This window comes from Mesorhizobium sp. M7A.F.Ca.US.005.03.1.1 (assembly GCF_003997975.1).
Classification (GTDB): Bacteria; Pseudomonadota; Alphaproteobacteria; order Rhizobiales; family Rhizobiaceae; genus Mesorhizobium; species Mesorhizobium ciceri.
Map to the genome: position 1 here is coordinate 1 of NZ_RZRO01000061.1, position 23655 is coordinate 23655.

A 23655-nucleotide genomic window follows, 5' to 3' on the forward strand; every position below is an offset into this window, starting at 1 on the left:
GGTCTGGATGAGGCCGCCGAGCCCTTGCAGCAGCGGCAGCGACCAGCTCTCGCCGCCGGCTTCGGCAAAGACGTTTCGGCCGGCTCTGTCCTGCAGCGAAACATGGAAATGCATGCCCGAGCCGGCGTATTTCTCGATCGGCTTGGCCATGAAGCAGGCGGTGACGCCGTGGCGGCGCGCCTGCGCCCGCACCAGCCGCTTAAGCATGACCAGGTCGTCGGCCGCCCGCATCACATCCTTGCGGTAGTTCAGCGTCAATTCGTACTGGCCGGGCGCATATTCGGAAATGACCGTCTCGGCCGGAATGCCTTGCGCCTTGGCTGCGGCATAGATGTCGGAGAACAGCGGCTCCATGCCGTGCAGATGGTCGACGGAATAGACTTCCGTCTTGCCCGAGACGCGGCCGTCGAGCACGGCGCGCGCCGGCTGCACCTTGCCGTCGGCATCGCGCTCATTGGCCAGCAGGAAGAATTCAAGTTCGAAGGCGCCGGCCGGATAGAGGCCCTTGGCCGCCAGGATGTCGACTTGCCGAGCCAACGCCAGCCGCGGATCCGACGACATCGGCCGGCCGTCGAGCATGTACATCGCCATCAGCAGCTGGCCACGCGGCGGGCTCGTGCCGTAGAGCGGCACCAGCGTACCGGGGATCGGCCATGCCCTGAGATCGCCGTCGCCGGTCGTCCAAATCAACCCGGTCTCGTGCACATCCTCGCCGGTGATGTCGAGGCCCAGGATCGAGATCGGCATATGGCGGCCGCCCTCGAAGATGCTCTTCAGCTCATGCCGGCGCACGATCTTGCCGCGGCCGACGCCATTGGCGTCGGTCAGCACGATATCGAAGGCTTCGATCTCGGGATGGGCGTCGAGAAAGGCTTGCGCCTCGGCGGATGTCGAGCCCGAAGGTGAGGTCATTATGGCATTGGGATGGTCCATCGCCGCTTGTCTCATGCCGCAAGCTTTGCCGCAACCGCGCCGAAGGCGGTGATCAGCCGGTTAACCTGGGTCGCAGTGGTCGCCGGCGAGATCAGCATCATGTTGTGGAAGGGTGCGATCAGCACGCCGCGATTGACCAGCGCGACATGGATGGCGGCCTCCAGTTCCGGCGCATGCGCCACTTCCGCCTCGGCGCCATTGCGCAGCGGACCGGGCGCGCAGATGAACTCGACGCGGGCGCCGACACGGGAAACATGCCAGGGCAGGCGATAGCGATCGATCACGCCGGTCAACCCGGCATCGAGCCGCCGCGCCAGGTGATCCATGCGGTCATAATTTTCCGGCGTCATTACCTCTTCAAGCGCGGCGCGCATCGCTGCGAACTGCAGCGGGTTGGCCGAGAGCGTCGTGCCCATGCCGGAATAGCCCGGCTCCTTGGTCCTGTTGTAGTCCGCGTAGCGCGAGGCGACGTCGTCGCTCATGCCCCAGACACTGGCCGGCACGCCGCCGGCGATCGGCTTGCCCAGGACGAAGAAGTCCGGGTCGAGACCATATTTCCTCGTGTAGCCGCCGGGGCCGGTCGAGATCGTGTGCGTCTCGTCGATCAGAAGCAGTGTGCCGGCTTGGCGTGTCAGTTTGCGCAGGGCGTCATGGTAGCCCGGATCGGCAAGCACCATGCAGGAGTTGGTCAGCACCGGTTCGGCGATGACGCAGGCGACGTCCTTATCCCCAAGCGCGGCTTCGAGTGCTGAGATATCGTTGAACTCGATGACCTTGGCCGTACGGGTCAGGTCGCGGAATTCCCCCGCCAATCCCGGCCGGTTGACGGGCTTGCCGTCGATCAGCCGCACCATCGTCTCGTCGACCGAGCCATGGTAGCAGCCGTTGAAGACAAGGATCTTCTCCCGGCCGGTGACGGCTCGGGCGACGCGCAGCGCAAAGCGGTTGGCGTCGGTCGCCGTCGTCGCGATCTGCCAGAACGGCAGGCCGAAGCGCTGCTGCAGCAGCGGCCCGATGGCGAGCGCATCTTCCGAAGGCAGCATATAGGTCAGGCCACGTCCGGCCTGGCGGCGGATGGCGCGCGCCACCGGCGGCGGCGAATGGCCGAACATCGAGCCGGTGTCGCCAAGGCAGAAATCGTCGAGCTTGTTTCCGTCGATGTCGGTGATCGTGGCGCCCTTGGCGCTGTCGACCAGGATCGGGAACGGCGTCGGCCAGTCGTTCATCCAGTGCATCGGCACGCCGCCGAAGAAGCCGGGCAGGCCGTTGCCGACCTTCGCCTGAGATTGCGGCCGCGCCTTGCGGAAGGCTGCCCCCTCGGTCTCGCGCAGATCGGCAATGCGGTCGCGGCCGATGCCGCCGATGGACGTCTTGGACATATCGCTGTGCATGAAAACCCCTCTGGTCGATTCCTCTTAGCCAATCCGTGTCTGCATCCGCAATTGGCCGCGCATCTGTCCTGCGTTGGCTCAGCCTTTGGCGGCGGCGCTTGACCGTGCTGCCGAAGTCGGCGCCAATATGAGCGGAAATTGAGGGGGGAGGGGTAATGAGGACGGTCATCTGTGTGGCGATGCACCTGTCGTTGGCGAGCGCGGCCTTCGCGTCGGGCGGCATCTGGTGCTCCACCGACGACACGGCGGCGACATTCGAGGTCGAGGCCGGCGTCACCAGAGGCATGGGCGGGCCGACCTTCAACTTTCGCGGCAACCTCGAAATTCTGAGCCGGCCTGCCAGCGACAGCCTGCGCAAGACCGTGTTTGAGGATTCCAACCTGACGCAGTACTGGCTCGACGGCAAGGAATTGCGGCTGAACATCTATCGTGAGCACGAGGCCGCGCAAAAGATCAACTCGGTCGAACTGACGATCCTGACCAGGACCAGCGACGAAGGCGTCTACGACGGGAGCTATACGCTCTTCATCTACGACGCCGCGGCGGATACGGACCAGGACGGCAAACCGGTTGAAATCAGCGGCAAAGTGTCGTGCGGAGCGGAGTGAGCGGGGTCAGGCCGTGATGTCGATGACGCCGCAGTCGCCTGCCGCGCTGCCGAAGGCGACGCGGCGTTCTTCCTTGTCCCACATCATCGAGGTGATGGCGCCCTTGCCCGGCCGCCGCAACAGCACTTCCTTGGCGTCGGCAAAACGCACCGCCATCACCATGCCGTCATCATAGCCGACGGCGACGACATCCTGGCTCGGGTGACAGGCGACAGCCGTCACCATGGCGTTGCCGCGCGTGCCGAGTTCCAGCGGTGCCTTGCCCATCGGCCCGTCCTTGCCGGAAAACGGCCAGACGATCGCCGCCGGCGCGCCGGAACTCGCCAGCCACTTGCCCTTCACGCTCCACGACAGGCTTTTGACCTTGCCGGGATAGCCGGTCATGCGCATGTGCTTGCCGTCGGCGAGCTTCCAGCCGTGCAATGCGTTTTCTTGCATGGTGGTGACGAGGAAGGCGCCATCCGGCGAGAAGGTGATGCCGGTATGGGCGCCGGCCCATTCGAGTTCCACGGGCTTGCCCTCGGCGGCCGGGAAATGCAGCGTCGCGCCATTGTAGCGGGCGACGCCGAAGCGCATGCCCTTGGGCGAGAAGGCCAGCCCCTCCACCGAACGCGGATGGACGAATTCCCTGGTCTTGCCGTCGGCGAAGCGCACGAAGGCAGTCTTGCCTGAGGCATAGGCGATGGCGCCTTGCGACCCGGCGGCAACGCTGGTGATCCACTTCCTGGCCGCGCTTGCCAATTCCGTGGCCTCGCCGCCCGTTTTCACGGCAAACACCTTGCCGTCCTCGCCGCCGGTGATCAGCCGGTCATTGGCCGCATCATGGAAGGCGGCGAGCAGCCCGTCATTGGCCTGAACCGTCTTGTGGCCATGGTCGAGCCGATGGATGGCGCCGTCGGCCATCGCGAAATGCGGCACGTCGCCGAGAAAGACGGCGGCGATGCAATGGCCTTCGAGGTCTAGGGGGGCGACTGTGGGCATCAGGGAACCATTCCAATGAAGTTTGTTGCCATCCCCGGGAAGTCGCCAGCGCGGCCAGGTGTGGCGCCAACCTTCTCCCCTTGTGGGAGAAGGTGGATCGGCGCGCAGCGCCGAGACGGTTGAGGGGTGTTGGACGGATCGCCGTCGGTGCCCAGCTGGAGCACCCCTCATCCGACCGAGCTTCGCACGGCCACCTTCTCCCACAAGGGGAGAAGGACAGAAGGGGCAGCGCTAGCGTTATAAGGCTTGGAAATCAAGCCGCCTGGCAGGCGTCAAAACTCTTCTTCAGCCGCTCGGCGTCGAGTTCCCTGCCGATGAACACCAGCCGGCTCTCGTGCTTTTCGCCGTCTTTCCAGGCGCGCTGATGGTCGCCTTCGATGATCATGTGCACGCCCTGGATGACATAGCGCTCGTCGTCGCCCTTGAGCGCGATGATGCCTTTCAGCCGCAGGATGTTGGGGCCTTCCATCTGGGTGATCTTCTCGATCCAGGGGAAGAATTTCTTCGGATCCATCTCGCCGCCGCGCAGCGACACCGATTGCACCGTCACGTCATGAATGTCCGAAGCATGCGCGTGATGGTGGTGGTCGTGCCCGTCATGATCATGGTGGTGGTGATCGTGGCCGTCGTGGTCATGATGATCGTGATCGTCATGCGCCTCGAGGAAGTGCGGATCGTTTTCCAGTGCCCGGGACAGATCGAAAGCGCCGCGGTCGAGTACTTCGGTCAGGTCGACGCCGGCGCGGGTGGTACGATGGATCTTTGCCGCCGGATTGATGGCGCGGATCGTTGCCTCGACCTTGGCGACTTCTTCTGACGTGACGAGGTCGGTCTTGTTGAGCACGACGACGTCGGCGAAGGCGATCTGGTCCTCGGCTTCCCTGGAATCCTTGAGCCGCAACGGCAGGTGCTTGGCGTCGACCAGCGCCACCACCGCGTCAAGCCTGGTCTTGGAGCGCACATCGTCGTCCATGAAGAAGGTCTGCGCCACCGGCACCGGATCGGCGAGCCCGGTGGTCTCGACGACGATGGCGTCGAAGCGGCCGGGGCGGCGCATCAGGCCCTCGACGACACGGATCAGGTCGCCGCGCACCGTGCAGCAGACACAACCATTGTTCATCTCGTAGATTTCCTCGTCGGATTCCACGATCAGATCGTTGTCGATGCCGATTTCACCGAACTCGTTGACGATGACGGCGTAGCGCTTGCCGTGGTTTTCCGACAGGATGCGGTTGAGCAGCGTCGTCTTGCCGGCGCCGAGATAGCCGGTGAGAACGGTTACGGGGATTTGCGTCTGTGCGTCGCTCATGGCTTGCCTCGAAAGTGCTGGGCCGCGAAAGATCCGGCCCTCAAAAGGGATTGTCGGTTCCATATAGGATGTGTGCCGGGCTTTTGCACGGGGCAAACCGATGGGCCAAACCGGCTTGCTACAATACCGGATTTTGGCTGGCGAAAGCCGCTGTGATTGCCTAGCTCGGGATGCGGAAGATCAATTTGAGAGGCAAGATATGTCCGGCAAGCCATCCTCCTTCTCATTGAGCCGGCGCCAGGCGCTCGGGTTGATCGCGGTCACCGCCGGAGGTGGTGCCTTCCTGCCGGCCTCGGCAATGGCCGCTCAATCTTCGGCTGCCCAGGCTTCACCCTATGCCGGACTGGCCTTGTTCGAAAACGGCGCCGGTGTCTGCACCATTACGCCTGAAGTGACCGAGGGACCGTTCTATTTCGACCCGAAACTCGAACGTGCCGATGTCACCGAAGGCAAGAAAGGTATTGCCCTTGACGTCCGGCTGCAGGTTGTCGACGTGGACTGCCGCCCACTTGCCGGCGCCCGCGTCGATATCTGGCATTGCGACGCGCAGGGCGCCTATTCCGGCTATCCCGGACAGGGTGACGGCCGCGACGTCGACACATCGGGCCAGACCTTCCTGCGTGGTTGGCAGAAAACCGATGCAAGCGGCATCGTCTCCTTCGCCACGATCTATCCCGGCTGGTATCGCGGCCGCACCACCCACATCCATTTCAAGGTCTTCCCCGACGACAGGTCGGTGATGACCGGCCAGTTGTTCTTCCCCGACAGCCTCAGCGAGCAGATCTTCACCTCTGTCGCGCCCTACAATGACCGGCCCGGCAAGCGCGACACTTCAAACGCCGATGACGGCATCGCCAGGCGGGCAGGACCGCAATCGCAGGCTGCGCTGCGCGAGTTGGAGGATGCCTATCAGGCGCTGATGATCGTGGCGGTGAAGCCCGGCTGAGCGTTCCCTCACGCACCTTGTCAGCGGCGAAAACTCCGGTCACGAATTCGTTTGTCATCTAACTGAAATAAACATCTGGCATTAGCACGGCGGACACCACAATGCTTGCCGGCAAAGCTGTTTGAAGCGCCGGAATCTTTTTGATCGTCGATTGCCAACCGGCCGGCTGCCTCTATGCTGCCCGCACCGGTACGGCCGAAGAGGGAAGACCATGGCCAAGGCGGACAAGACTGCGACAATGAGCCGGCTGCATTCCGCGGCAAGGCTGGCAAGGACGGCGCTGGCTGCCCGGCTTCTGGCGCACGGCTTCTATGCCGGCCAGGACCAGATCATGCTGGCGCTCGACCGTGAGGACGGCCAGACGCCGGGCAATCTTGCCGGACGTCTCGGCGTGCGCCCGCCGACGATCACCAAGACCATCAACCGGCTGCAGGCCCAGGGTTTCCTGGAGAAGCGCACTTCTGAAGCCGATGCCCGCCAGGCCCACATCTTCCTCACCGATACAGGCCGCGACATCATCCACGCCATCGAGAAATCGGTGAAGAAGACCGAAAAGCAGGCGCTGAAGGGCCTCGACAAGAAGGACCAGAAGTCGCTGTTCAAACTGCTTGCCCGCATCGAGGCCAACCTCTCGAACGAGGAACTGGTGCTCATCGACGACGACGCCGAGTCGGACGACTGACCGGCGGATTGTCGCGGCAGGCGATCAAGCCGCCGCGGCAGAGCCCTGGATCAGCGACGACCAGCGTCCCGGTGTCATGCCGAACGCCTTCTTGAAGTGCCTGATGAAATGGCTCTGGTCGCTGAAGCCGGCTTCGACTGCGATCTGCGCCAACGGTTCGCCGGCGGCGATCATCCGCCGCGCACGCTGAAGCCGGCGCATCACCAGGAAGCGATGCGGACTGGTCGAGAACGCCGCGCGGAAATGCCGTGACAAGGCATAGCGGTCGAGCCCGGTTATCGCTTCCAGTTCGCCGGAGCGCACCGGCCGGGTCAGGTTTTCCGTGAGATAGTCGCGCGCCAGTGCAGCCGCCCGCCACGCCGTCCGGGTCATCGGCTTTGCCGGCTGGCCGCCATGCCGGGTCAGGCTTTGCATCAGTTGGACCAGGAAGTCGTCGACGAACAGGTCGTCGAGTTCCTGCTCCAGCGGCCCCAGCGCCGAAAGCAGCGTTGCGCAAAAGGCCGCGTCCGTCACCACGCCATCCCTCACAAAAGGCAGCGAAGCGCCGCCAAGGCAGTCGAGCATCAGCGACGGCTCCAAATAGAGCATTCGGTAGCGCAGGCCGTCCTCGGTGCCGGCGCCGCCGTCATGCAGTTCGTCGGGGTGTAGCACGATGATCTGGCCTGGAAGGCTGTGACGCGCAGCACCAAGATAGCGAAACGTCTGCACACCGTGCAGCGTTACCCCGATCGCATAGGTGTCGTGGCGATGCAGGTCGAACGCGCTGCCATGGAAGCGTGCCTCGATCCGCTCCATGCCTGCGGGATCGGGACCGGAGATAATACGGTTTTCCGCCGCATCGATGCACAAACGTCCAAGACCCTCGAAGGCCTGGCTGTCTAGATCGTGCGACATCGTCTCCGTAAGCCTCGCATTGGGGCACAAACCGAATGGCCAATGTCTCATGTTCGATACGAAATTTGCAATCGTGCTCAGGGAAGATCTGCCGGTCTGGCAGAAACTCAACGTCACGGCCTTCCTGACCAGCGGCATTGTCGCCCAGTTTCGCGACATCATCGGCGAACCCTATCGCGACCGCGCCGGCAATCTCTACAACCCGCTGTCGATCCAGCCGGTCATCGTTTTGTCCGCCGACCAGGCCACGCTGGGCACGATCCACCGGCGCACATTGGAGCGCGGCGTGACCACCTCGCTCTATGTCGAGGAGATGTTTTCGACCGGCTTTGACGCGGCCAACCGGGCCGTCTTCGCCGAATTTGCGCCTGAAGACGCCAAGGTGGTCGGGATCGCGCTTCGCGCCGACAAGAAGCTGGTCGATAAGATCACCAAGGGCGCCCGTATGCACCCGTAGCTTTCAAAGGCATCGACTAAGCCTGCCGCCGACACTTGTTGTGCCAGCCGGCTTTGGCGTGGCGACAGCCGACAATTGGCTTGCCGGGAGCCGGCAATTCCCGCAAAGGTGGGTCCAGCCCAGCTCCCACCCGGCCTGCAAGTGAGTGCTCCCCAAAGACATGTAGAAAGCGCGACGCCCCCGGTGGCGATCCTGTGCATGCTTTCCACTTACGTCTGCTTCACCTTCCTCGACACATCAAGCAAATACCTCGTCCTCGCCGGCATTTCCGTGCTGGTCGTTGCCTGGGTGCGCTTTGCCGTGCATGTCATCCTGGTCGGCACCCTGTTGCGCGGCTGGCGCCAACCCATGCGGTTTCGCCCGGTCAACCTGCCTGCGCATATCCTGCGCGGGGCTTTCCTGTTCGGATCGACCATATTCAATGTCCTGGCGCTCAAATCCCTGCAACTGGCCGAGACAACCTCGATCTATTTCTTTGGGCCGATGGTGATCACGGCGCTGGCCGGTCCGCTGCTTGGCGAGTGGGCGGGCTGGCGGCGCTGGCTGGCCATCCTGGCGGCCTTTGCCGGCGTCCTCATCATCACCCGACCGGGCGTCGGCGTGTTCGGCATCGGACATCTCTTCGCGCTCGGCTCGATGCTGTCGAACTGCTTCTACGTCATCATGACGCGCCGCATGTCGGCGACCGAGACATCGGAGAGCCTCATCCTGTTTTCGGCGCTGGCGCCGGCGCTGCTGCTGTTGCCCCTGCTGCCGTTTTCGTTTTCCCTGCCGCATGACGGCTGGCACTGGTTCGTGCTGCTGATGCTCGGCGTGTTCGGCGGCGTCGGTCACTGGCTGCTCGTCCAGGCCTACCGGCTGGCGACGACTACGGCTTTGGCGCCCTATCCCTATTCGCAGATGGTGTGGATGATCATTTCCGGATGGATCGTCTTCAAGCAGTTTCCCGACCGCTGGACGCTGGTCGGCGCCGCCATCATCGTCGCCAGCGGCCTCTACATCGTCCATCGCGAGCATAGGCTTCGGCTGCGGAGCCGCGCGGCCTCGGACGTCGAGGCCGAGGCGTTGGCAAAAAAACTTTGATTTGCCCCCGATCGGTGGCATAACGCCGCCTTTAAACAGTTTAGGTCTGGAAAGTCAGGTCCGGGGAGCACACGTCGCTGGCACAAAAAATCAAGCTTTCGACGATCGCGGATGCGCTCGGCGTGTCCACGGCCACGGTCTCGCTGGCGCTGCGCGACAGCCCTCTTGTTGCCGGGACCACCCGTGACCGCATCAAGGAACATGCCCGCGCCATCGGCTATATCTACAACCGACGCGCCGCCAGCCTGCGCACCTCGCGTTCCGGCATTGTCGGCGTCGTCGTGCACGACATCATGAACCCGTTCTTCGCCGAGATCCTGCGCTCGATCGAAAGCGAGCTCGACCGCAGCCGGCAAACCTTCATCCTGTCCAACCACTATGATCAGCTCGAAAAGCAGCGCACTTTCATCGATACGCTTTTGCAACTCGGCGCCGACGGCGTCATCATGTCGCCGGCGATCGGCACGCCGGCTTCCGACATCGTGATGGCCGAGGAGAACGGCCTGCCGGCTGTGCTGATCGCGCGCACCGTCGAGGGTGCCGACGTGCCGGTCTTTCGCGGCGACGACTCTTATGGAACAGGCCTCGCCACCAACCACCTGATCTCGCTCGGCCACAAGCGCATTGCCATGATCGGCGGCACCGACCAGACCTCGACCGGCCGTGACCGCTACCAAGGCTATGTCAACGCGATGGAGGCGGCCGGGCTGGAAGTCAGGCCGTCCTGGCGCATCGCCGGGCCGCGCACCAAGCAGGCCGGCTTCGAGGCCGCCGGACAGTTCCTGGCGCTGAAGGACAGACCGACGGCAGCCTGCTGCTGGAACGACCTCGTCGCCATCGGTCTGATGAACGGCATTGCCCGCGCCGGCCTGGTGCCGGGCGTCGACATCTCGGTCACCGGCTATGACGACCTCGAAGAGGCGGCGATCGCGACGCCGGCGCTGACCACAGTCTGGAACGGCCAGCGCGAGGTTGGCCGCCGCGCCGCCAGCGCGCTGCTCGACAAGCTCAACGGGCAGACGGTGCGACCCTCGCAGGAATTGATCAAGCCGGAACTGCATGTGCGTCAGTCGACCGGCAAGCCGGTGGAGCGTGCATGACCAAGGCCGAACAGTTGCAGACCGTCGCCATCCTGGTGCCGGGCGATTTCAACGACCACGCGGTCGACCGCATCAACCGCACGTTCAGGCGTGTCAGAATTGAACGCGCCGATCCGGCGCTCGTCACCGACGAGATGCGCAGTGATGTGCGCGGCGTCGCTTCGTTCGCCGGCATCAACGCGGCGATGATGGATGCATTGCCCAACCTCGAACTCATCGCTTCCTTCGGCGTCGGCTATGATTCGGTCGATGTCGGTCATGCGGCGGCGAAAAACATCATGGTCACCAACACGCCCGACGTGTTGACCGAGGAGGTCGCCGACACCACGATCGGGCTGTTGATCAACACCATCCGCGACCTGCCGCGCGCCGAGACCTGGCTGCGCGACGGCAGCTGGGTGCGCAAGGGCAACTATCCGCTGAGCCGGCTGACCTTGCGCGGGCGCAGTGTGGGTATTTTCGGCATGGGCCGCATCGGGCAGGCCATTGCCCGGCGTCTGGAAGCCTTTGGCTTGCCGGTCGCCTACCACAACCGGCGCCGTGTCGAAGGTCTTTCCTACCACTATCATGCGACCCTGAAAGGGCTTGCCGAAGCCGTGGATACGCTGATTTCGGTCGCGCCGGGGGGCGCCTCGACGGAGAAGGCGGTCAATGCCGAGATACTGTCGGCGCTTGGCGCCAACGGCGTCTTCGTCAACATCGGCCGTGGCAGCACGGTCGATGAGGCAGCGCTTGCGGCAGCCCTTGCCAACGGCACCATCGCCGCTGCCGGCCTCGATGTCTTTGCCGACGAACCGAACGTGCCCAAGGCGCTGCTCGACGCGCCCAACACCTCGCTGCTGCCGCATGTCGGCTCGGCCTCGGACCATACACGCCGCGCCATGGCGGATCTGTGCGTCGACAATCTGGTGTCCTGGTTCACCGAGCGCCGGCCGCTGACGCCGGTGCCCGAGACGGCGCATGTGAAGGCTAGAAACTGATCGGTGGCTGCCACATTTATTAACGTCAGCTTAACCCTTTGGAATCATTGTTCAACCTGTCCGTGTACGTGGATGAAGAATGATGAAAGCACTTTCCGCATTGATCGCTGCCGCAGCGCTGTTTGGTGGCATTCAGCTGTTTCATGGCGGCAGCCGGGAAAGCGTAGCCAACGAGGCCGCCCCGTCCAACAGCTACAGGCTGGTCGCCAATGGCGATGAGGCGGTCTGTGCAGTCAGCCGCGGAGCCGAAATTTCGGACGGTTTGTCGTTGCTCACCGTTGCTCCCAAATGCCGTCGGCTCTTGCCGGGCATAGAACAGGCGAAGTTCTGGCGCGAGCAAAACGATGGCACCGTTGCCTTCAGCGCCAATGGCACCGATCCAATCGTCACCTTCGTGGCTGCCGATGGCGACGGCTACGAATCCTATGCCCCGGCGCTGCCGCTGCTGTCGCTGGCGGCCACCCGTGATAAAAAATCCGGCGAGTGATTATTCCGCTGCGGCCCGCGCGCCCGCCTTCGCTGCGGCGTGCAGCCGAACCGCATCGCCGAAGGCACGGAATATTTTCACCGAATTGCTGTCCGACTTGACCCAGTATTCCGGGTGCCATTGCACGCCGACGGCGAAGGCGCGGGCGTCCCGCACCGAAACCGCCTCGACCGTGCCGTCGGTGGCGACGGCCTCGACCTGCAGCTTCGAGCCGAGCCGGTCGATCGCCTGGCGGTGCAACGAATTGACCTTGATGTCGCCGGCACCGAACACACCGGCCAGGCAACTGTCAGGTTTGATCGAAATGGTCTGGTGGATGGCGAAGCGTTCGTCCTGCTTCTCGCTCACCGGCGCGCGGTGATCGAGCGAACCCTCGCGCTCCTGGATCTCGGTGCCGAGCGTGCCGCCCAACGCCACGTTCAGTTCCTGGATGCCGCGGCAGATGGCGAGCAGTGGCACGCCGCGTTCGATCGCCCGGCGGATCAGCGGCAGCGTCGTGGCGTCGCGCGCCGGATCATAGGGGCCATTGGCTTCACTGGCGTCGCCGCCATAAAGCGAGGGATGCACATTGGATTTCGAGCCGGTGACCATGACGCCGTCGACCGACGACAGGAGTTCGTCGAAATCGAGCCGGTCGCCGAACGATGGCACCAGCACCGGGAACACGCCGGCGCCGGCGATCGCCGCTTCCAGATATTGTTGTGGGGCGGCATGCCAGGTGTAGTTGTCGAACTGACGGACGTCGGTCGATATGGCGACGAGCGGCTGATGCATTTTGGCTCTATGTTCCATCGGGGCAAGGGATACCTGCCTTCAAAATAGGCGATCCCACGTTATTTTTCCATGCCAAGTTTCGGCGTGTCGCATGGGCCACGAAACGGCCTGTTAGACTATAGTTGCAGTGCAGCCGGGCTTCGCCGTCAAATCGGGCCGGCCTGCTGGACTCGACTTCTTGCCTGTGTATTGTCTCGAACGAACCGACACGGAAACCGAGGATTTTCTGACGTCGGCCTGTTGATCCAAAAGGGAGGAACTTCATGGATCGTCGTTCATTCATTCGCAAGGCCGGTGTCACCGGCGTCGGTGCCGCGGCGGCGGCGGCCACGCTGGCGGCGCCTGCAATCGCCCAGTCCAATCCCAAGGTGACATGGCGGCTGGCGTCGTCCTTCCCGAAGTCGCTCGACACCATCTATGGCGGCGCCGAGGTGTTCTCGAAGATGCTGTCGGAAGCCACCGACGGCAATTTCCAGATCCAGGTTTTTGCTGCCGGTGAGCTGGTACCTGGCCTGCAGGCCGCCGACGCCACCACAGCCGGCACGGTCGAGGCCTGCCATACGGTGGCATATTATTACTGGGGCAAGGACCCGACATGGGCGCTCGGTGCGGCGGTTCCCTTTTCGCTCAACGCACGCGGCATGAATGCCTGGCATTACCATGGCGGCGGCATCGACCTGTTCAACGAGTTTCTCGCCACGCAGGGTCTTTTCGGCCTGCCGGGCGGCAACACCGGCGTGCAGATGGGTGGCTGGTTCCGAAAGGAAATCAACACGGTGGCCGACCTTTCCGGCCTCAAGATGCGAATCGGCGGTTTTGCCGGCAAGGTGGTGCAGAAACTCGGCGTCGTGCCGCAGCAGATCGCCGGCGGCGACATCTATCCGGCGTTGGAAAAAGGCACCATCGACGCGGCCGAATGGGTGGGCCCCTATGACGACGAGAAGCTCGGCTTCTACAAGGTGGCGCCCTATTATTACTATCCCGGCTGGTGGGAGGGCGGCCCGACCGTCCACCTGATGTTCAACAAGGCGAAGTACGAAGAGCTTTCGCCGACGTACAAGTCGCTGCTGCACACTGCCGCGCAGGCGGCCGACGCCAACATGCTGCAGAAATACGATTATCTGAACCCTGCGGCGGTGAAGCGGCTGGTGGCCGGCGGCGCGAAACTGCGCCCGTTCAGCCAGGAGATCATGGCCGCCTGCTTCGAAAAGGCCAACGAGGTCTATACCGAAATGGAAGCCTCCAACGCCCCGTTCAAGAAGATCTGGGAATCGATCAAGGGCTTCCGCAAGGAGCATTATCTCTGGGCACAGGTGGCCGAATACAATTACGACACCTTCATGATGGTCCAGCAGCGCAACGGCAAGCTGTAGCCGGCCGGACTTCTGCTCAAAAGCTCTCTGGGCGGACCCCGCTCAGGGAGCTTTTCTGTATATGCCGGGAGGCGAAGCCGGCGGTTCAGCCGCGGCGCGGCACCACCAGAACCTTGACCTCGCCGGGCGCCGGCGGATTGGCGATCACCGCTGGCGCTTCTTCAAGCGACACCGGCCTGGAGATCAGCCTGTCGATCTCGACCGCACCGGAAGCGATGAGTTCGGCGGCGCGGCGATGGGTGTAGGGATTGAGGAAGGAACCGAGCACCTTCAGTTCCCGGAACAACAGGTCGAACGGCTCGAATTCCGCTTTCATGCCTTGCGGCGTCACGCCGACAGTGACGACCGTGCCGCCGGCTCGGGCCAGCCGCATGGACTGCTCGACGGTCTCTCGCACGCCGGCGCATTCGAAGACGACGTCGACGCCACCTGGCGCCAGACCGGCCGGTCCGGCGATCGCATCGATGACATCGGTGGCTGTCGGATCGATCGTCGCTGTCGCGCCGAGGTCCTCGGCGAGGGCGCGCCGCGAAGCCTGCCTGGTCGACAGAATGATGGTCGTGGCTCCCGCCAGTCTTGCCAGCTGCACGGTGAGCAGGCCGATCACGCCGCCGCCAAGCACGACCACCGAGCTGCCCGGTTTGATACCGGCAAGGTCGACGCCGTGCAGGCAACAGCCGAGCGGCTCGCAGAAGGCACCGTGCAGGGGGTTCAGGCCTGCAGGCAGCACGAAAGCCTGTTTCTGCGGCAAGGCAAGATAGTCGGCAAAGCCGCCGTCGCGATGAATGCCGATCGCGCACAGATTGGTGCAGAGATTGACTTGTCCCGCGTGACAGTGCGCGCAGCGCCCGCAGGCTATGTTGGGGTCGCCGGTAACACGATCGCCGATGGCAAAACCCGAGACCGATGTTCCGATCGCCTCGACGATGCCGGAAAACTCATGGCCGGGCGTCACCGGTGGCGTGCAAGGAAATTCACCGTGAAACAGATGCCGGTCCGTGCCGCAGACGCCGCAGGCTTCGATGCGCACCAGTAGCTCATCCGCACCGATGTCAGGCATGTCGACGTCGCGCAGCGTGATGTCGCCCACTGCTTCCAGCCGCACCGCTTTCATGGTCTTGACCATGCCGGTTCAGTTGAAGCTTGGCGGTTGCGACAGGTCGGGCTGTGGCGCTGCCGGCTTTGCCGGTGTCGGATCGCCGAAACTGGGCGGTTGCGAAAGGTCAGGAGCGGCCGGCGCCGTGGCGCCACCAGCGGGCGCCGCTCCATCCGCCGGCGGCGTGCCCAGCGGCGACAGGCCGGGCACCTCCGGTACCTTGTAGTCGATGGTGCCCGGATCGACGGTCGTTCCCTTGTAGTGCATCACCATTTGCGGGAAGGCGATGGTCAGCCCGATCATGATCACCTGGATGCAGACAAAGGGCACCGCGCCCCAATAGATCTGGCCGGTCGTCACCGGCGCGATTTGTTTGCCGGTGAGACGATCGAGATAGGGCACGCGCGCGGCCACCGAACGCAGATAGAACAGCGCGAAGCCGAAGGGCGGGTGCATGAAGCTGGTCTGCATGTTGACGCCCAGGAGCACGCCGAACCAGATCAGGTCGATACCGAGCTTGTCGGCGGCGGGCGCCAGCAGCGGTACGATGATGAACGCCAGTTCGAAGAAATCGAGGAAGAAGGCGAGGAAGAAGACGAGCATGTTGACGCCGATCAGGAAGCCGACCTCGCCGCCCGGCAGCGACGTCAAAAGGTGCTCGACCCAGATGTGGCCGTTGACGCCGTAGAAGGTCAGCGAGAACACCCGTGCGCCGATCAGGATGAACAGCACGAAGGACGACAGCCTTGTCGTCGAGGCCAGTGCCTGCTTAACGACGTCAAGCGACAAGCGCCCCTTGGCCGCCGCCATGAACAAGGCGCCGACCGAGCCCATGGCGCCGCCTTCGGTCGGCGTGGCGATGCCCAGGAAGATGGTGCCCAGCACCAGGAAGATCAGCGCCAGTGGCGGGATCAGCACGATGATCACCTGCTGCGCGAGCCTGGACATCATGTTGAAGTTCAGGCGCTTGTCGGCAATGGCGACGATGTAGATGAACAGCACCCCGGCAGTCGCGCCAAGAATGTCGGCATTGTCGCCATGCGCCGGCGCCAGATAACGATATGCCGCGTAGGAAACCGCCGATGTGACCAGCAAAGCCACCAGCAGCGACATCACGCCATGGCCAAGTGTACGGGCCTCGAGCGGCAGCGCCGGCATCGAGTTCGGCCGGATGATCGACATGATCAGGATATAGGACATATAGAGGCCGGTGAGCACGAGGCCCGGGATCAACGCGCCCGCGTACATATCGCCGACCGAGCGGCCGAGCTGGTCGGCAAGCACGATCAGCACCAGCGACGGCGGGATGATCTGGGCAAGCGTGCCGGAGGCGGCAATGACACCGGATGCGAGCCGGCGGTCATAGCCATAGCGCAGCATGATCGGCAGCGAGATCAGGCCCATGGCGATGACGGAAGCCGCCACCACGCCGGTGGTCGCCGCCAAAAGCGCGCCGACGAAGATCACCGCATAGGCGAGGCCGCCGCGGATTGGCCCGAACAGTTGGCCGATCGTGTCGAGCAGGTCTTCGGCCATGCCCGATCGCTCGAGCACGATGCCCATGAAGGTGAAGAACGGGATGGCCAGCAGCGTGTCGTTCGACATCACCCGGCTGCCGTAGAAATTATCCGGCAATGCGTGCAGGAGCGGCCAGGCGAGGTTGATCGATCCTCCGGAATAGGGAGACAGCAGCACACCGATGAAGAAGAACATCAAGCCGTTGGCGGCCAAGGAAAAAGCGACGGGGTAGCCGATCAGCAGGAAGATGATCAGCGAAGCGAACATGATCGGCGCCATGTTCTGCGCGATGAACTCCATCACGAACGCACCTCGTCGGCCAGCGCCTTGGCTTCGAGTTCGGCCTGCTCATGCACCGATATGAAGGGATTGGGGTCGTCCATGTCTCCGCGCATGATGGCGATCTTCTTGATGATCTCGGAGATGCCCTGCAGCGCCAGCAGGAAAAACCCGACGAGCAGGATGGCCTTGGCGGGCCAGATGATCAGGCCGCCGGAATTGTTGGACATCTCGCCGCTGCGAAACGACAGCGACACATAAGGAACGAAATAGATCACCATCAGCGTCACGAACGGCATCAGAAAAAAGACATGCCCGAAAAGGTCGATCCAGTGCTGCACGCGGCGTGGAAACAGGCCGTAGACGACGTCGATGCGGATATGTTCGTTCTGCTTCAGCGTATAGGCGGCGGCCAGCATGAAGGCGGCGCCGAACAGATACCATTGCAGCTCGAGCCAAGCGTTCGACGATATGTCGAACACCTTGCGGATAATGGCGTTGGCGGCGCTCACCAGGATCGCCAGCAGGATCAGCCACGATATCCATTTGCCGATGAACTCGTTGGCGCGATCAATAGTCCTGGATAGAGCGAGAAGCCCTGCCATGCATTCCTCCCTTGTACCGGAGGCGTGCCGGCTTCCCCCTTTTTGTCCGTCACGCCACGTGGTCCAACGGTATGCCGCGCGTGGACTGACGGGTCAACAAGGATAGAGGCAGCGAATATCATCGCATGGCAGACAGTGCCCAATACCGGCGATCTGCCCTCGCGTCATGCAACCAAAGTCTGACGTTTTCAGGCGATTTTGCCGGTGTCGCGGCCGGCGCCGATCAGGATCAGCGTCGTGACCAGGAACAGGTACATCCACGCGTCGCGCCACTCGACCGGGAAATAGCCGGCCCACAGCGATTCGGCCATGCCGAAGACGGCCGCGCCGAGCGCCGCGCGCGGTGGCGAGAGATAGCCGCCGACCGCCGTCACGAACAGGATCTTCAGTCCGTAGACGAGGCCCGACCCGAAGCTGACATTGCCGTAATAGAGCCCGGCCATGACGCCGGCCAGCGCGGCGCAGAAGCCGCCGAACAGCACCGCGTGCCGGAACACCGCGCGTACGTCGACGCCGCACATCGCGGCAGCCTTGGGGTCGTCGGAGACGGCGCGCCAGCACCGTCCGAAGCTCGACCGGGCAAAAGCCCAGCTTGCCAGCGCGATTGCCGCCACCACCACGGCGCAGTCGATAAGCTGGATGAGCGTCAGCGTTGCCTTGAAGGTCGCGCCCTGCGCGAAAACGATGGGCTCCGCCAGCATCGGCGGCAGCCACAGATCATGCGTGTCGGCGGCGATGCGGCTCGCTTCGGACAGCAGCAGCAGGATGCCGAGAGTCGTCACCACGATTGCATTGGGCGTGCGGTCGGCCAACGGTTCGAAGACACTGCGCGACAGCACGTGGCTGATCAGCGCGGCATAGAGGAACGCAGCGACGACGCCGAGCGCCACCGCCGCCAGCAGCGTCAGCCACAGCACCTGATAGCCGAAGGCCGCGGTCAGGATCATGGTCTGGCCGCAAAAGGCGAACAACGCGCCATAGGCGAGATTGGTGCGGTGCAGGATGCCGTTGGTCAGCACATAGCCAAAGGCGAGCAACGCATACAGCGCGCCCGAATGCAGCCCGTTCAGCACCTGCTGGAAGAAATAGAGCATGCAAAACCTCGAAGCATGCCGCCCAAAAGTGCGAAGCGGTCCTGGCCAACAGCATGCTCAAAAGGCTGCGGAGACCACCGCATCCGGAGTGAGGTTGCATCGCTGAATCTAACTTGTCAAATACGATTTATCGGTTAGATTTTGGCCATGACGGTATCATGGACCCCGCACCGCTTCACCGGCGGCCTGCTTGCGCTCGACACGGCGAACACCGTCGTGCTGCGCGGCGATCCGGGGCGGACGTTCGACCGCTTCGAAGATCCGGCCGAGATTGCCCGCTTCGCCGACGCGGCGAGCCGCTTTCGCGCCGCCGAGCTTGGCGAAAGGCCGCTGGCGGTATCCTCAGCGGTGGCGATCGCACCCGTCGTGCTGTCGATCCGCGAGGCGACGGACCGGCTGTTTCGTGGAGCGGTGTCGAAGGGCGCGGTCGCCACCGCTGATCTGCCCGGATTCCTGAGCGCCTGCGCCGAGGGTCTGGCCGGCAGCCGGACCGAGATCGGTGTGCCGGGAAGGCCGTTCGGTGATCCCCTGACGCCGATCGCCTTCGAGGCGGCGCTGGCGGTTTCGGCGCTATCGCTTCTGCGCGACGATACCGTCGCAAGGCTCAGGATCTGTCCCAACTGCACCTGGCTGTTCGTCGACAGAAGCCGCAATTCCAGCCGCCTGTGGTGCGACATGGCGGTGTGCGGCAACCGTCAGAAGGCAAGCCGTCACTATCGCCGCCGTCGCATGGCGGAAAATGAGGTCAAGAATGCGTAGCGGCCTTTCCCGTTCGATCCTTGTTGGCGCGGCGCTCATCGTGGCCGTTGCGCTCGGCGCCTGCCGCGACACCGGCGACGCCGAAGGCAAGCTGTTCGAGGTTTCCGGCAAGATATTCGTTTTCAACTACCGCCTCGCCAGGGCGACTTATGTGGTGGCCCTGCGGCCGCTGAAGCCGATGGGAGAGGGCCAGGTGGCGGTCGCCAGCTTCCAGGATCCCGCCGGCGGCGCACCTCTGGTGGTCGAGCAGAAGGTCTGGCCGAAGCTCGACAAGGTGACGCTGGAGAGCCCGGCACTGACCTGCGTCGTCAAGAACAAGCCCTATGCGATTGCCATCAGCATCAAGGGCGCCGACGGCGCGGTCCTGCAGAAGATCGACACCACGCTGATGTCGACGGAAGACCAGTCGATCCTGCCCGACCGGCCGCTGGTCATCGACCAGCTCTACACCGCCAATCCCGATCTCGTCGGCCATCCCGACGGCAAGCTGCCGGGCGAGCCGAAGCCAGATTGCTCGAAAGGCGGCTGACGCGTCGCGGCCGCCCGCGCCGCAGCTGTAATGTTCATGCGCCGGGCAATGTCCGCGGATCGGTTTCATACTCGATTCAGGATGGCCGCGGACTGTTCGTTGCGCGTTGCCTGGCATCTGCGATTTTGTTTGACCTGCCTTGCAAGGGGAGAAAGGATGCGTCATCCGACCCCGACGTTGGCTGCCTGCCCCGCGTGGCCTCCGCAGAGGAAATGCCTGATGACGCTGCACGACGTCGCGCTCGACGACAAGTTCGATCTCGCAAAGGAGCGCATCTTCCTGTCCGGCGCGCAGGCGGTCATTCGCATGCTCTTGATGCAGCGCGAGCGCGACCGTCGCGCCGGCTTGAACACGGCCGGCTTCGTCTCCGGCTATCGCGGTTCGCCGCTCGGCGGCCTCGACATGCAGCTGTGGAAGGCGAAGAAACAGCTCGCCCAGGCTGACATCGTCTTCCAGCCGGGTCTCAACGAGGAGCTTGCCGCCACCGCCTGCTGGGGGGCGCAGCAGACGGAGCTGCTGGGCGAGGGCACTCATGACGGCGTCTTTTCGGTCTGGTACGGCAAGGGACCGGGCGTCGACCGCTCAGGCGATGTGTTCCGCCACGCCAACCTCGCCGGATCGTCGAAGCATGGCGGCGTGCTTGCGCTGATGGGCGACGACCATATGGCCGAATCCTCGACCAACGCGCACGCCACCGAATTCCTGTTCGTCGACACGATGGTGCCGATCCTCAACCCGGCCGGTGTCCAGGAGATCATCGACTACGGGCTCTACGGTTTCGCCATGTCGCGCTTTGCCGGCACGTGGGCGGCGATCAAATGCGTCAAGGACAACATCGAATCGACCGCCTCGGTCGATGCCGCGCTCGAGCGGCTGAACATCGTCGTGCCGGAGTTCGACATGCCGCCTGGCGGTCTCAACATCCGCCACGAGATCGACATGCTCGGCCAAGAAGAGCGGCTGCATGAACACAAGCGCGCCGCGGCCTCCGCCTTCATCCTTGCCAATGGGCTGAACCGCATCGTCTATTCGGGGGGCCGCAACCCGAAGATCGGCATCATCACGCTCGGCAAGAGCTATCTCGACGTTCGCCAGGCGCTGGAGGATATCGGCATCGACGAAGCGGCCGCCAACCGCATCGGGGTGCGGCTGTTCAAGGTCGGCTGCCCCTGGCCGCTCGACCTGCATCACATCGCCGGTTTCGCCAGCGGCCTCGACACCATCGTCGTCGTCGAGGAGAAGCGCTCGCTGATTGAGGTACAGTTGCGCGAAAGCCTTTATGGCACTGCCACCCAACCGGTCATTATCGGCAAGAAGGACGAGCGCGGCGACTGGCTGTTTCCGGCCAAAGGCGCGCTCGATCCCAACGAGATCGCCATCGCGCTTGGCGAGAGGATCGTCAGGACCATCGGCCCGTCCGAAGAGATTTCGGCGCGGGTGGCAAAACTGCGCCAGTTCCAGGCAATGCTCACCGAGGCCACCGACATCGGCTCGCGCACGCCGTTCTTCTGTTCCGGTTGCCCGCACAATTCGTCCACCAAGGTGCCGGACGGCTCGATCGCCGCGGCCGGCATCGGCTGCCACTTCATGGCGCTGTGGATGGACCGCAACACAGTCGGCTTCACGGCCATGGGCGGCGAGGGCGCGCAATGGGTAGGCCAGGCGCCGTTCTCCAAGCGCGAGCACATCTTCCAGAATCTTGGCGACGGCACCTACAACCATTCCGGTACGCTGGCGATCCGCTTCGCGCTGTCGAGCGATGCCAACATCACCTACAAGATCCTCTACAACGACGCGGTCGCCATGACCGGCGGCCAGCCGCACGAAGGCGGCCTGACCGTCGATATGATTGCCAGGCAGGTGCGGGCCGAGGGTGTCGACCGCATTGCCATCGTCACGGATGAGCCGGACAAATATGCTGGCAAAGCCGAATTCCCGGCCGGCGCCACTATCCATCACCGCGACGACCTCGATCTCGTCCAGCGCGAGCTGCGCGACGTCAAGGGCGTTTCGGTCTTGCTCTACGACCAGACCTGCGCCGCCGAAAAACGCCGCCGCCGCAAGCGCGGCACATTCCCCGATCCCGACAAGCGCGTCTTCATCAACGAACTGGTCTGCGAAGGCTGCGGCGATTGCGGCGTACAGTCGAACTGCGTCTCGATCCAGCCGGTCGAGACCGAATTCGGCCGCAAGCGCAAGATCGACCAGTCGAGCTGCAACAAGGATTTCTCCTGCGTCAACGGCTTCTGCCCGTCCTTCGTCACTGTGCACGGCGCCAAGATCCGCAAGGCCGAGGGCCTGGCCGGCAAGGCCGATCCGCTGGAAGGCGTGCCCGTTCCGGCGCAATTCCCGCTTGGCGAGCAGGGCTGGGCGGCGATCATCGACGGCGTCGGCGGCACCGGCGTCGTCACCGTCGGTGCGGTGCTAGGCATGGCGGCGCATCTTGAGGGCAAGGGCTGCGGCATGATCGACATGGCCGGCCTCGCCCAGAAGGGTGGCTCGGTGTTCACCCATGTCCGCATCGCTCGTACCCCGGACGACATCCATGCAATCCGCGTTTCGGCGGGGAAGGCCGATCTCGTGCTTGGCTGCGATCTCGTCGTGTCGGGCGCCAAGAAGGTGCTGACCGCGGTGCGCGAGGGCCACACCATCTTCGTCGCCAACACCGCCGAGATCATGCCCGGCGAATTCGCCCGCTCGGCCGATTTTTCGTTGCCGATAGAGCGGCTGAAAAAGGCGATCCGCGCGGCTGCGGGCGACGACAAGGCACATTTCTTCGATGCCACCCGCACTGCCACGGCACTTTTCGGCAATTCGCTCGGCGCCAACATGTTCATGCTTGGCTTTGCCTTCCAGCACAGCGGCCTGCCGCTGTCCGCCGAGGCGGTCGAGAAGGCGATCGAGCTCAATGGCGAAGCCGTGGCGATGAACATCGCCGCCTTCCGCTGGGGCCGTCGCGCTGCCCATCAGCCGGATTTCGTGCGCGGGCTGGTTGCCCAGCCGGGTCCGACCGCGGCTGGAAAGGCAGGCCAGGCCACGGACACCGCCGAGACGCTGGACGACATCATTGCCCGCCGCGTCGCCTTCCTGACCGCCTATCAGAACGCCGCCTATGGCAGGCGTTATGCCGGAAAACTGGCCGCGTTGCGCGCCGCCGAAGCGAAGGCCGTACCTGGTTCGACCGCGGTGTCGCAGGCTGCCGCCAGGAACCTGTTCAAGCTGATGGCGATCAAGGACGAATACGAGGTGGCGCGTCTTTACACGGACGGCTCTTTCGCCGCCGAACTGGGCAAGCAGTTCCAGAGCTACGAAAGGCTCGAATTCCACCTCGCTCCGCCGATCATGGGCCGTCGCGGCAATGACGGAAGCCCGCGGAAATCGAGCTTCGGCCCGTGGATGATGAAGGGTTTTCGCGTGCTGGCGGCGATGAAGGGCCTGCGCGGCACTGCCTTCGACCTGTTCGGCTACACCGCCGAACGGCGCATGGAGCGGCAGCTGCTGGCGCGGTACGAGGCGGATCTGGAGCTCATCGCCGGATCGTTGGCCCCAGCCAGGGTCGATGCGGCGGTTGCGCTGGCCTCGGTGCCTGCCCTCATCCGCGGCTATGGCCACGTCCGTCAAGCCAGCGCGCAAAAGGCCGCCGGCGAGCGCCAAAGGCTGCTCGAACGCCTGTCGAGTACGCCGGCGCGGCCCGAACTTCAGGCCGCCGAATGATCGATACGCCTTGTTTACCTGAACGACAGTTTCCTTGCTTTCCGCTGCGTCACCCGGCTTGAC

General features: G+C 63.9%; 22 protein-coding genes. 12 read left to right on the forward strand and 10 right to left on the reverse strand.

The features are described 5' to 3' along the window. A partial coding sequence (locus EN990_RS22740) for a glutamine synthetase family protein (protein ID WP_206526353.1) occupies window positions 1-933 on the reverse strand: 933 nt, incomplete at its 3' end. Between the two features lie 11 nt (window positions 934-944). Continuing rightward, the gene (locus tag EN990_RS22745) at window positions 945-2324 is read right to left on the reverse strand and encodes an aspartate aminotransferase family protein (protein WP_127369174.1); all 1380 of its coding nucleotides are present in this window, start codon (window positions 2322-2324) and stop codon (window positions 945-947) included. 155 nt (window positions 2325-2479) lie between these two features. On the opposite strand from EN990_RS22745, the gene EN990_RS22750 reads away from it, so the two are divergent. After that, window positions 2480-2932 (forward strand): hypothetical protein, encoded by a 453-nt coding sequence (locus EN990_RS22750; protein ID WP_127369175.1) that lies wholly within the window; start codon window positions 2480-2482, stop codon window positions 2930-2932. A 6-nt stretch (window positions 2933-2938) separates the two neighbouring features. Here the strand turns inward: EN990_RS22750 and EN990_RS22755 are convergent, their stop codons facing one another. Both EN990_RS22755 and EN990_RS22760 read right to left on the reverse strand, forming a co-directional pair. Next, window positions 2939-3913 carry a WD40 repeat domain-containing protein gene (locus EN990_RS22755; protein ID WP_127369176.1) on the reverse strand — a complete coding sequence of 325 codons (975 nt, stop codon included), beginning with the start codon at window positions 3911-3913 and terminating at the stop codon, window positions 2939-2941. Window positions 3914-4166: 253 nt separating this feature from the next. Continuing rightward, window positions 4167-5222 (reverse strand): GTP-binding protein, encoded by a 1056-nt coding sequence (locus EN990_RS22760; protein ID WP_127369177.1) that lies wholly within the window; start codon window positions 5220-5222, stop codon window positions 4167-4169. A 199-nt stretch (window positions 5223-5421) separates the two neighbouring features. On the opposite strand from EN990_RS22760, the gene EN990_RS22765 reads away from it, so the two are divergent. After that, window positions 5422-6168, forward strand: a complete 747-nt coding sequence (locus EN990_RS22765; protein ID WP_127369178.1) for an intradiol ring-cleavage dioxygenase — start codon at window positions 5422-5424, stop codon at window positions 6166-6168. A gap of 211 nt (window positions 6169-6379) precedes the next feature. Continuing rightward, window positions 6380-6850: a MarR family winged helix-turn-helix transcriptional regulator gene (locus tag EN990_RS22770; protein ID WP_127369179.1), complete on the forward strand. Its 471-nt coding sequence runs from the start codon at window positions 6380-6382 to the stop codon at window positions 6848-6850. A 24-nt stretch (window positions 6851-6874) separates the two neighbouring features. Here EN990_RS22770 and EN990_RS22775 read toward each other — a convergent pair whose 3' ends face one another. Next, on the reverse strand, window positions 6875-7744 hold the full coding sequence (locus EN990_RS22775) for an AraC family transcriptional regulator (protein WP_127365919.1): 870 nt from the start codon (window positions 7742-7744) through the stop codon (window positions 6875-6877). Between the two features lie 49 nt (window positions 7745-7793). Here EN990_RS22775 and EN990_RS22780 point away from each other — a divergent pair, with 49 nt between their 5' ends. The 5 genes from EN990_RS22780 (at window position 7794) to EN990_RS22800 (ending at window position 11851) form a co-directional block, all read left to right on the forward strand. Beyond that, window positions 7794-8201: a DUF2000 family protein gene (locus EN990_RS22780; protein WP_024501919.1), complete on the forward strand. Its 408-nt coding sequence runs from the start codon at window positions 7794-7796 to the stop codon at window positions 8199-8201. Window positions 8202-8399: 198 nt separating this feature from the next. Next, window positions 8400-9284, forward strand: coding sequence for a DMT family transporter (locus tag EN990_RS22785; protein ID WP_063173523.1), 885 nt, complete (start codon window positions 8400-8402; stop codon window positions 9282-9284). 77 nt (window positions 9285-9361) lie between these two features. After that, entirely contained in the window at window positions 9362-10384 is a 1023-nt protein-coding gene (locus tag EN990_RS22790; RefSeq protein ID WP_127259551.1) for a LacI family DNA-binding transcriptional regulator, read from the forward strand. Next, window positions 10381-11364: a 2-hydroxyacid dehydrogenase gene (locus tag EN990_RS22795; RefSeq protein ID WP_127369338.1), complete on the forward strand. Its 984-nt coding sequence runs from the start codon at window positions 10381-10383 to the stop codon at window positions 11362-11364. The genes EN990_RS22790 and EN990_RS22795 overlap by 4 nt, the downstream gene beginning before the upstream one ends. Window positions 11365-11446: 82 nt before the next feature. Further along, window positions 11447-11851, forward strand: a complete 405-nt coding sequence (locus tag EN990_RS22800; protein WP_164766146.1) for a hypothetical protein — start codon at window positions 11447-11449, stop codon at window positions 11849-11851. Here EN990_RS22800 and EN990_RS22805 read toward each other — a convergent pair whose 3' ends face one another. After that, the gene (locus EN990_RS22805; RefSeq protein ID WP_027164201.1) at window positions 11852-12625 is read right to left on the reverse strand and encodes a gamma-glutamyl-gamma-aminobutyrate hydrolase family protein; all 774 of its coding nucleotides are present in this window, start codon (window positions 12623-12625) and stop codon (window positions 11852-11854) included. It abuts the gene before it with no gap. 263 nt (window positions 12626-12888) lie between these two features. On the opposite strand from EN990_RS22805, the gene EN990_RS22810 reads away from it, so the two are divergent. Beyond that, window positions 12889-13998: a TRAP transporter substrate-binding protein gene (locus EN990_RS22810; protein WP_013528215.1), complete on the forward strand. Its 1110-nt coding sequence runs from the start codon at window positions 12889-12891 to the stop codon at window positions 13996-13998. A gap of 85 nt (window positions 13999-14083) precedes the next feature. On the opposite strand, the gene EN990_RS22815 is transcribed toward EN990_RS22810, so the two are convergent. The 4 genes from EN990_RS22815 to EN990_RS22830 form a co-directional block, all read right to left on the reverse strand. Beyond that, window positions 14084-15112, reverse strand: coding sequence for a zinc-dependent alcohol dehydrogenase family protein (locus tag EN990_RS22815; protein ID WP_164753632.1), 1029 nt, complete (start codon window positions 15110-15112; stop codon window positions 14084-14086). An 18-nt stretch (window positions 15113-15130) separates the two neighbouring features. Next, the gene (locus EN990_RS22820) at window positions 15131-16915 is read right to left on the reverse strand and encodes a TRAP transporter large permease subunit (RefSeq protein WP_174299056.1); all 1785 of its coding nucleotides are present in this window, start codon (window positions 16913-16915) and stop codon (window positions 15131-15133) included. Then, on the reverse strand, window positions 16912-17496 hold the full coding sequence (locus EN990_RS22825; RefSeq protein WP_013528212.1) for a TRAP transporter small permease subunit: 585 nt from the start codon (window positions 17494-17496) through the stop codon (window positions 16912-16914). The genes EN990_RS22820 and EN990_RS22825 overlap by 4 nt, the downstream gene beginning before the upstream one ends. Before the next feature lie 188 nt (window positions 17497-17684). Next, window positions 17685-18590 (reverse strand): branched-chain amino acid ABC transporter permease, encoded by a 906-nt coding sequence (locus tag EN990_RS22830; RefSeq protein WP_064992905.1) that lies wholly within the window; start codon window positions 18588-18590, stop codon window positions 17685-17687. Between the two features lie 147 nt (window positions 18591-18737). Here EN990_RS22830 and EN990_RS22835 point away from each other — a divergent pair, with 147 nt between their 5' ends. From EN990_RS22835 to EN990_RS22845, 3 genes are all read left to right on the forward strand, one after another. Further along, complete coding sequence (locus EN990_RS22835; RefSeq protein ID WP_127369206.1) at window positions 18738-19349, forward strand: CGNR zinc finger domain-containing protein; 612 nt, start codon at window positions 18738-18740, stop codon at window positions 19347-19349. Beyond that, on the forward strand, window positions 19342-19878 hold the full coding sequence (locus tag EN990_RS22840) for a hypothetical protein (protein ID WP_127369205.1): 537 nt from the start codon (window positions 19342-19344) through the stop codon (window positions 19876-19878). The genes EN990_RS22835 and EN990_RS22840 overlap by 8 nt, the downstream gene beginning before the upstream one ends. A gap of 219 nt (window positions 19879-20097) precedes the next feature. Then, the gene (locus EN990_RS22845; protein WP_127385458.1) at window positions 20098-23592 is read left to right on the forward strand and encodes an indolepyruvate ferredoxin oxidoreductase family protein; all 3495 of its coding nucleotides are present in this window, start codon (window positions 20098-20100) and stop codon (window positions 23590-23592) included. Window positions 23593-23655: the final 63 nt, after the last annotated feature.

Excerpts from the sequence above, each read along its gene's own strand:
- EN990_RS22785 (WP_063173523.1), top strand. The coding sequence starts at position 8,400 with ATGCTTTCCACTTACGTCTGCTTCACCTTCCTCGACACATCAAGCAAA.
- EN990_RS22800 (WP_164766146.1), top strand. The coding sequence starts at position 11,447 with ATGAAAGCACTTTCCGCATTGATCGCTGCCGCAGCGCTGTTTGGTGGC.
- EN990_RS22770 (WP_127369179.1), top strand. The coding sequence starts at position 6,380 with ATGGCCAAGGCGGACAAGACTGCGACAATGAGCCGGCTGCATTCCGCG.
- EN990_RS22845 (WP_127385458.1), top strand. The coding sequence starts at position 20,098 with ATGACGCTGCACGACGTCGCGCTCGACGACAAGTTCGATCTCGCAAAG.
- EN990_RS22765 (WP_127369178.1), top strand. The coding sequence starts at position 5,422 with ATGTCCGGCAAGCCATCCTCCTTCTCATTGAGCCGGCGCCAGGCGCTC.
- EN990_RS22830 (WP_064992905.1), bottom strand. The coding sequence starts at position 18,590 with ATGCTCTATTTCTTCCAGCAGGTGCTGAACGGGCTGCATTCGGGCGCG.
- EN990_RS22750 (WP_127369175.1), top strand. The coding sequence starts at position 2,480 with ATGAGGACGGTCATCTGTGTGGCGATGCACCTGTCGTTGGCGAGCGCG.
- EN990_RS22805 (WP_027164201.1), bottom strand. The coding sequence starts at position 12,625 with ATGCATCAGCCGCTCGTCGCCATATCGACCGACGTCCGTCAGTTCGAC.
- EN990_RS22840 (WP_127369205.1), top strand. The coding sequence starts at position 19,342 with ATGCGTAGCGGCCTTTCCCGTTCGATCCTTGTTGGCGCGGCGCTCATC.
- EN990_RS22815 (WP_164753632.1), bottom strand. The coding sequence starts at position 15,112 with ATGAAAGCGGTGCGGCTGGAAGCAGTGGGCGACATCACGCTGCGCGAC.
- EN990_RS22775 (WP_127365919.1), bottom strand. The coding sequence starts at position 7,744 with ATGTCGCACGATCTAGACAGCCAGGCCTTCGAGGGTCTTGGACGTTTG.
- EN990_RS22810 (WP_013528215.1), top strand. The coding sequence starts at position 12,889 with ATGGATCGTCGTTCATTCATTCGCAAGGCCGGTGTCACCGGCGTCGGT.
- EN990_RS22835 (WP_127369206.1), top strand. The coding sequence starts at position 18,738 with ATGACGGTATCATGGACCCCGCACCGCTTCACCGGCGGCCTGCTTGCG.
- EN990_RS22825 (WP_013528212.1), bottom strand. The coding sequence starts at position 17,496 with ATGGCAGGGCTTCTCGCTCTATCCAGGACTATTGATCGCGCCAACGAG.
- EN990_RS22745 (WP_127369174.1), bottom strand. The coding sequence starts at position 2,324 with ATGCACAGCGATATGTCCAAGACGTCCATCGGCGGCATCGGCCGCGAC.
- EN990_RS22795 (WP_127369338.1), top strand. The coding sequence starts at position 10,381 with ATGACCAAGGCCGAACAGTTGCAGACCGTCGCCATCCTGGTGCCGGGC.
- EN990_RS22755 (WP_127369176.1), bottom strand. The coding sequence starts at position 3,913 with ATGCCCACAGTCGCCCCCCTAGACCTCGAAGGCCATTGCATCGCCGCC.
- EN990_RS22760 (WP_127369177.1), bottom strand. The coding sequence starts at position 5,222 with ATGAGCGACGCACAGACGCAAATCCCCGTAACCGTTCTCACCGGCTAT.
- EN990_RS22780 (WP_024501919.1), top strand. The coding sequence starts at position 7,794 with ATGTTCGATACGAAATTTGCAATCGTGCTCAGGGAAGATCTGCCGGTC.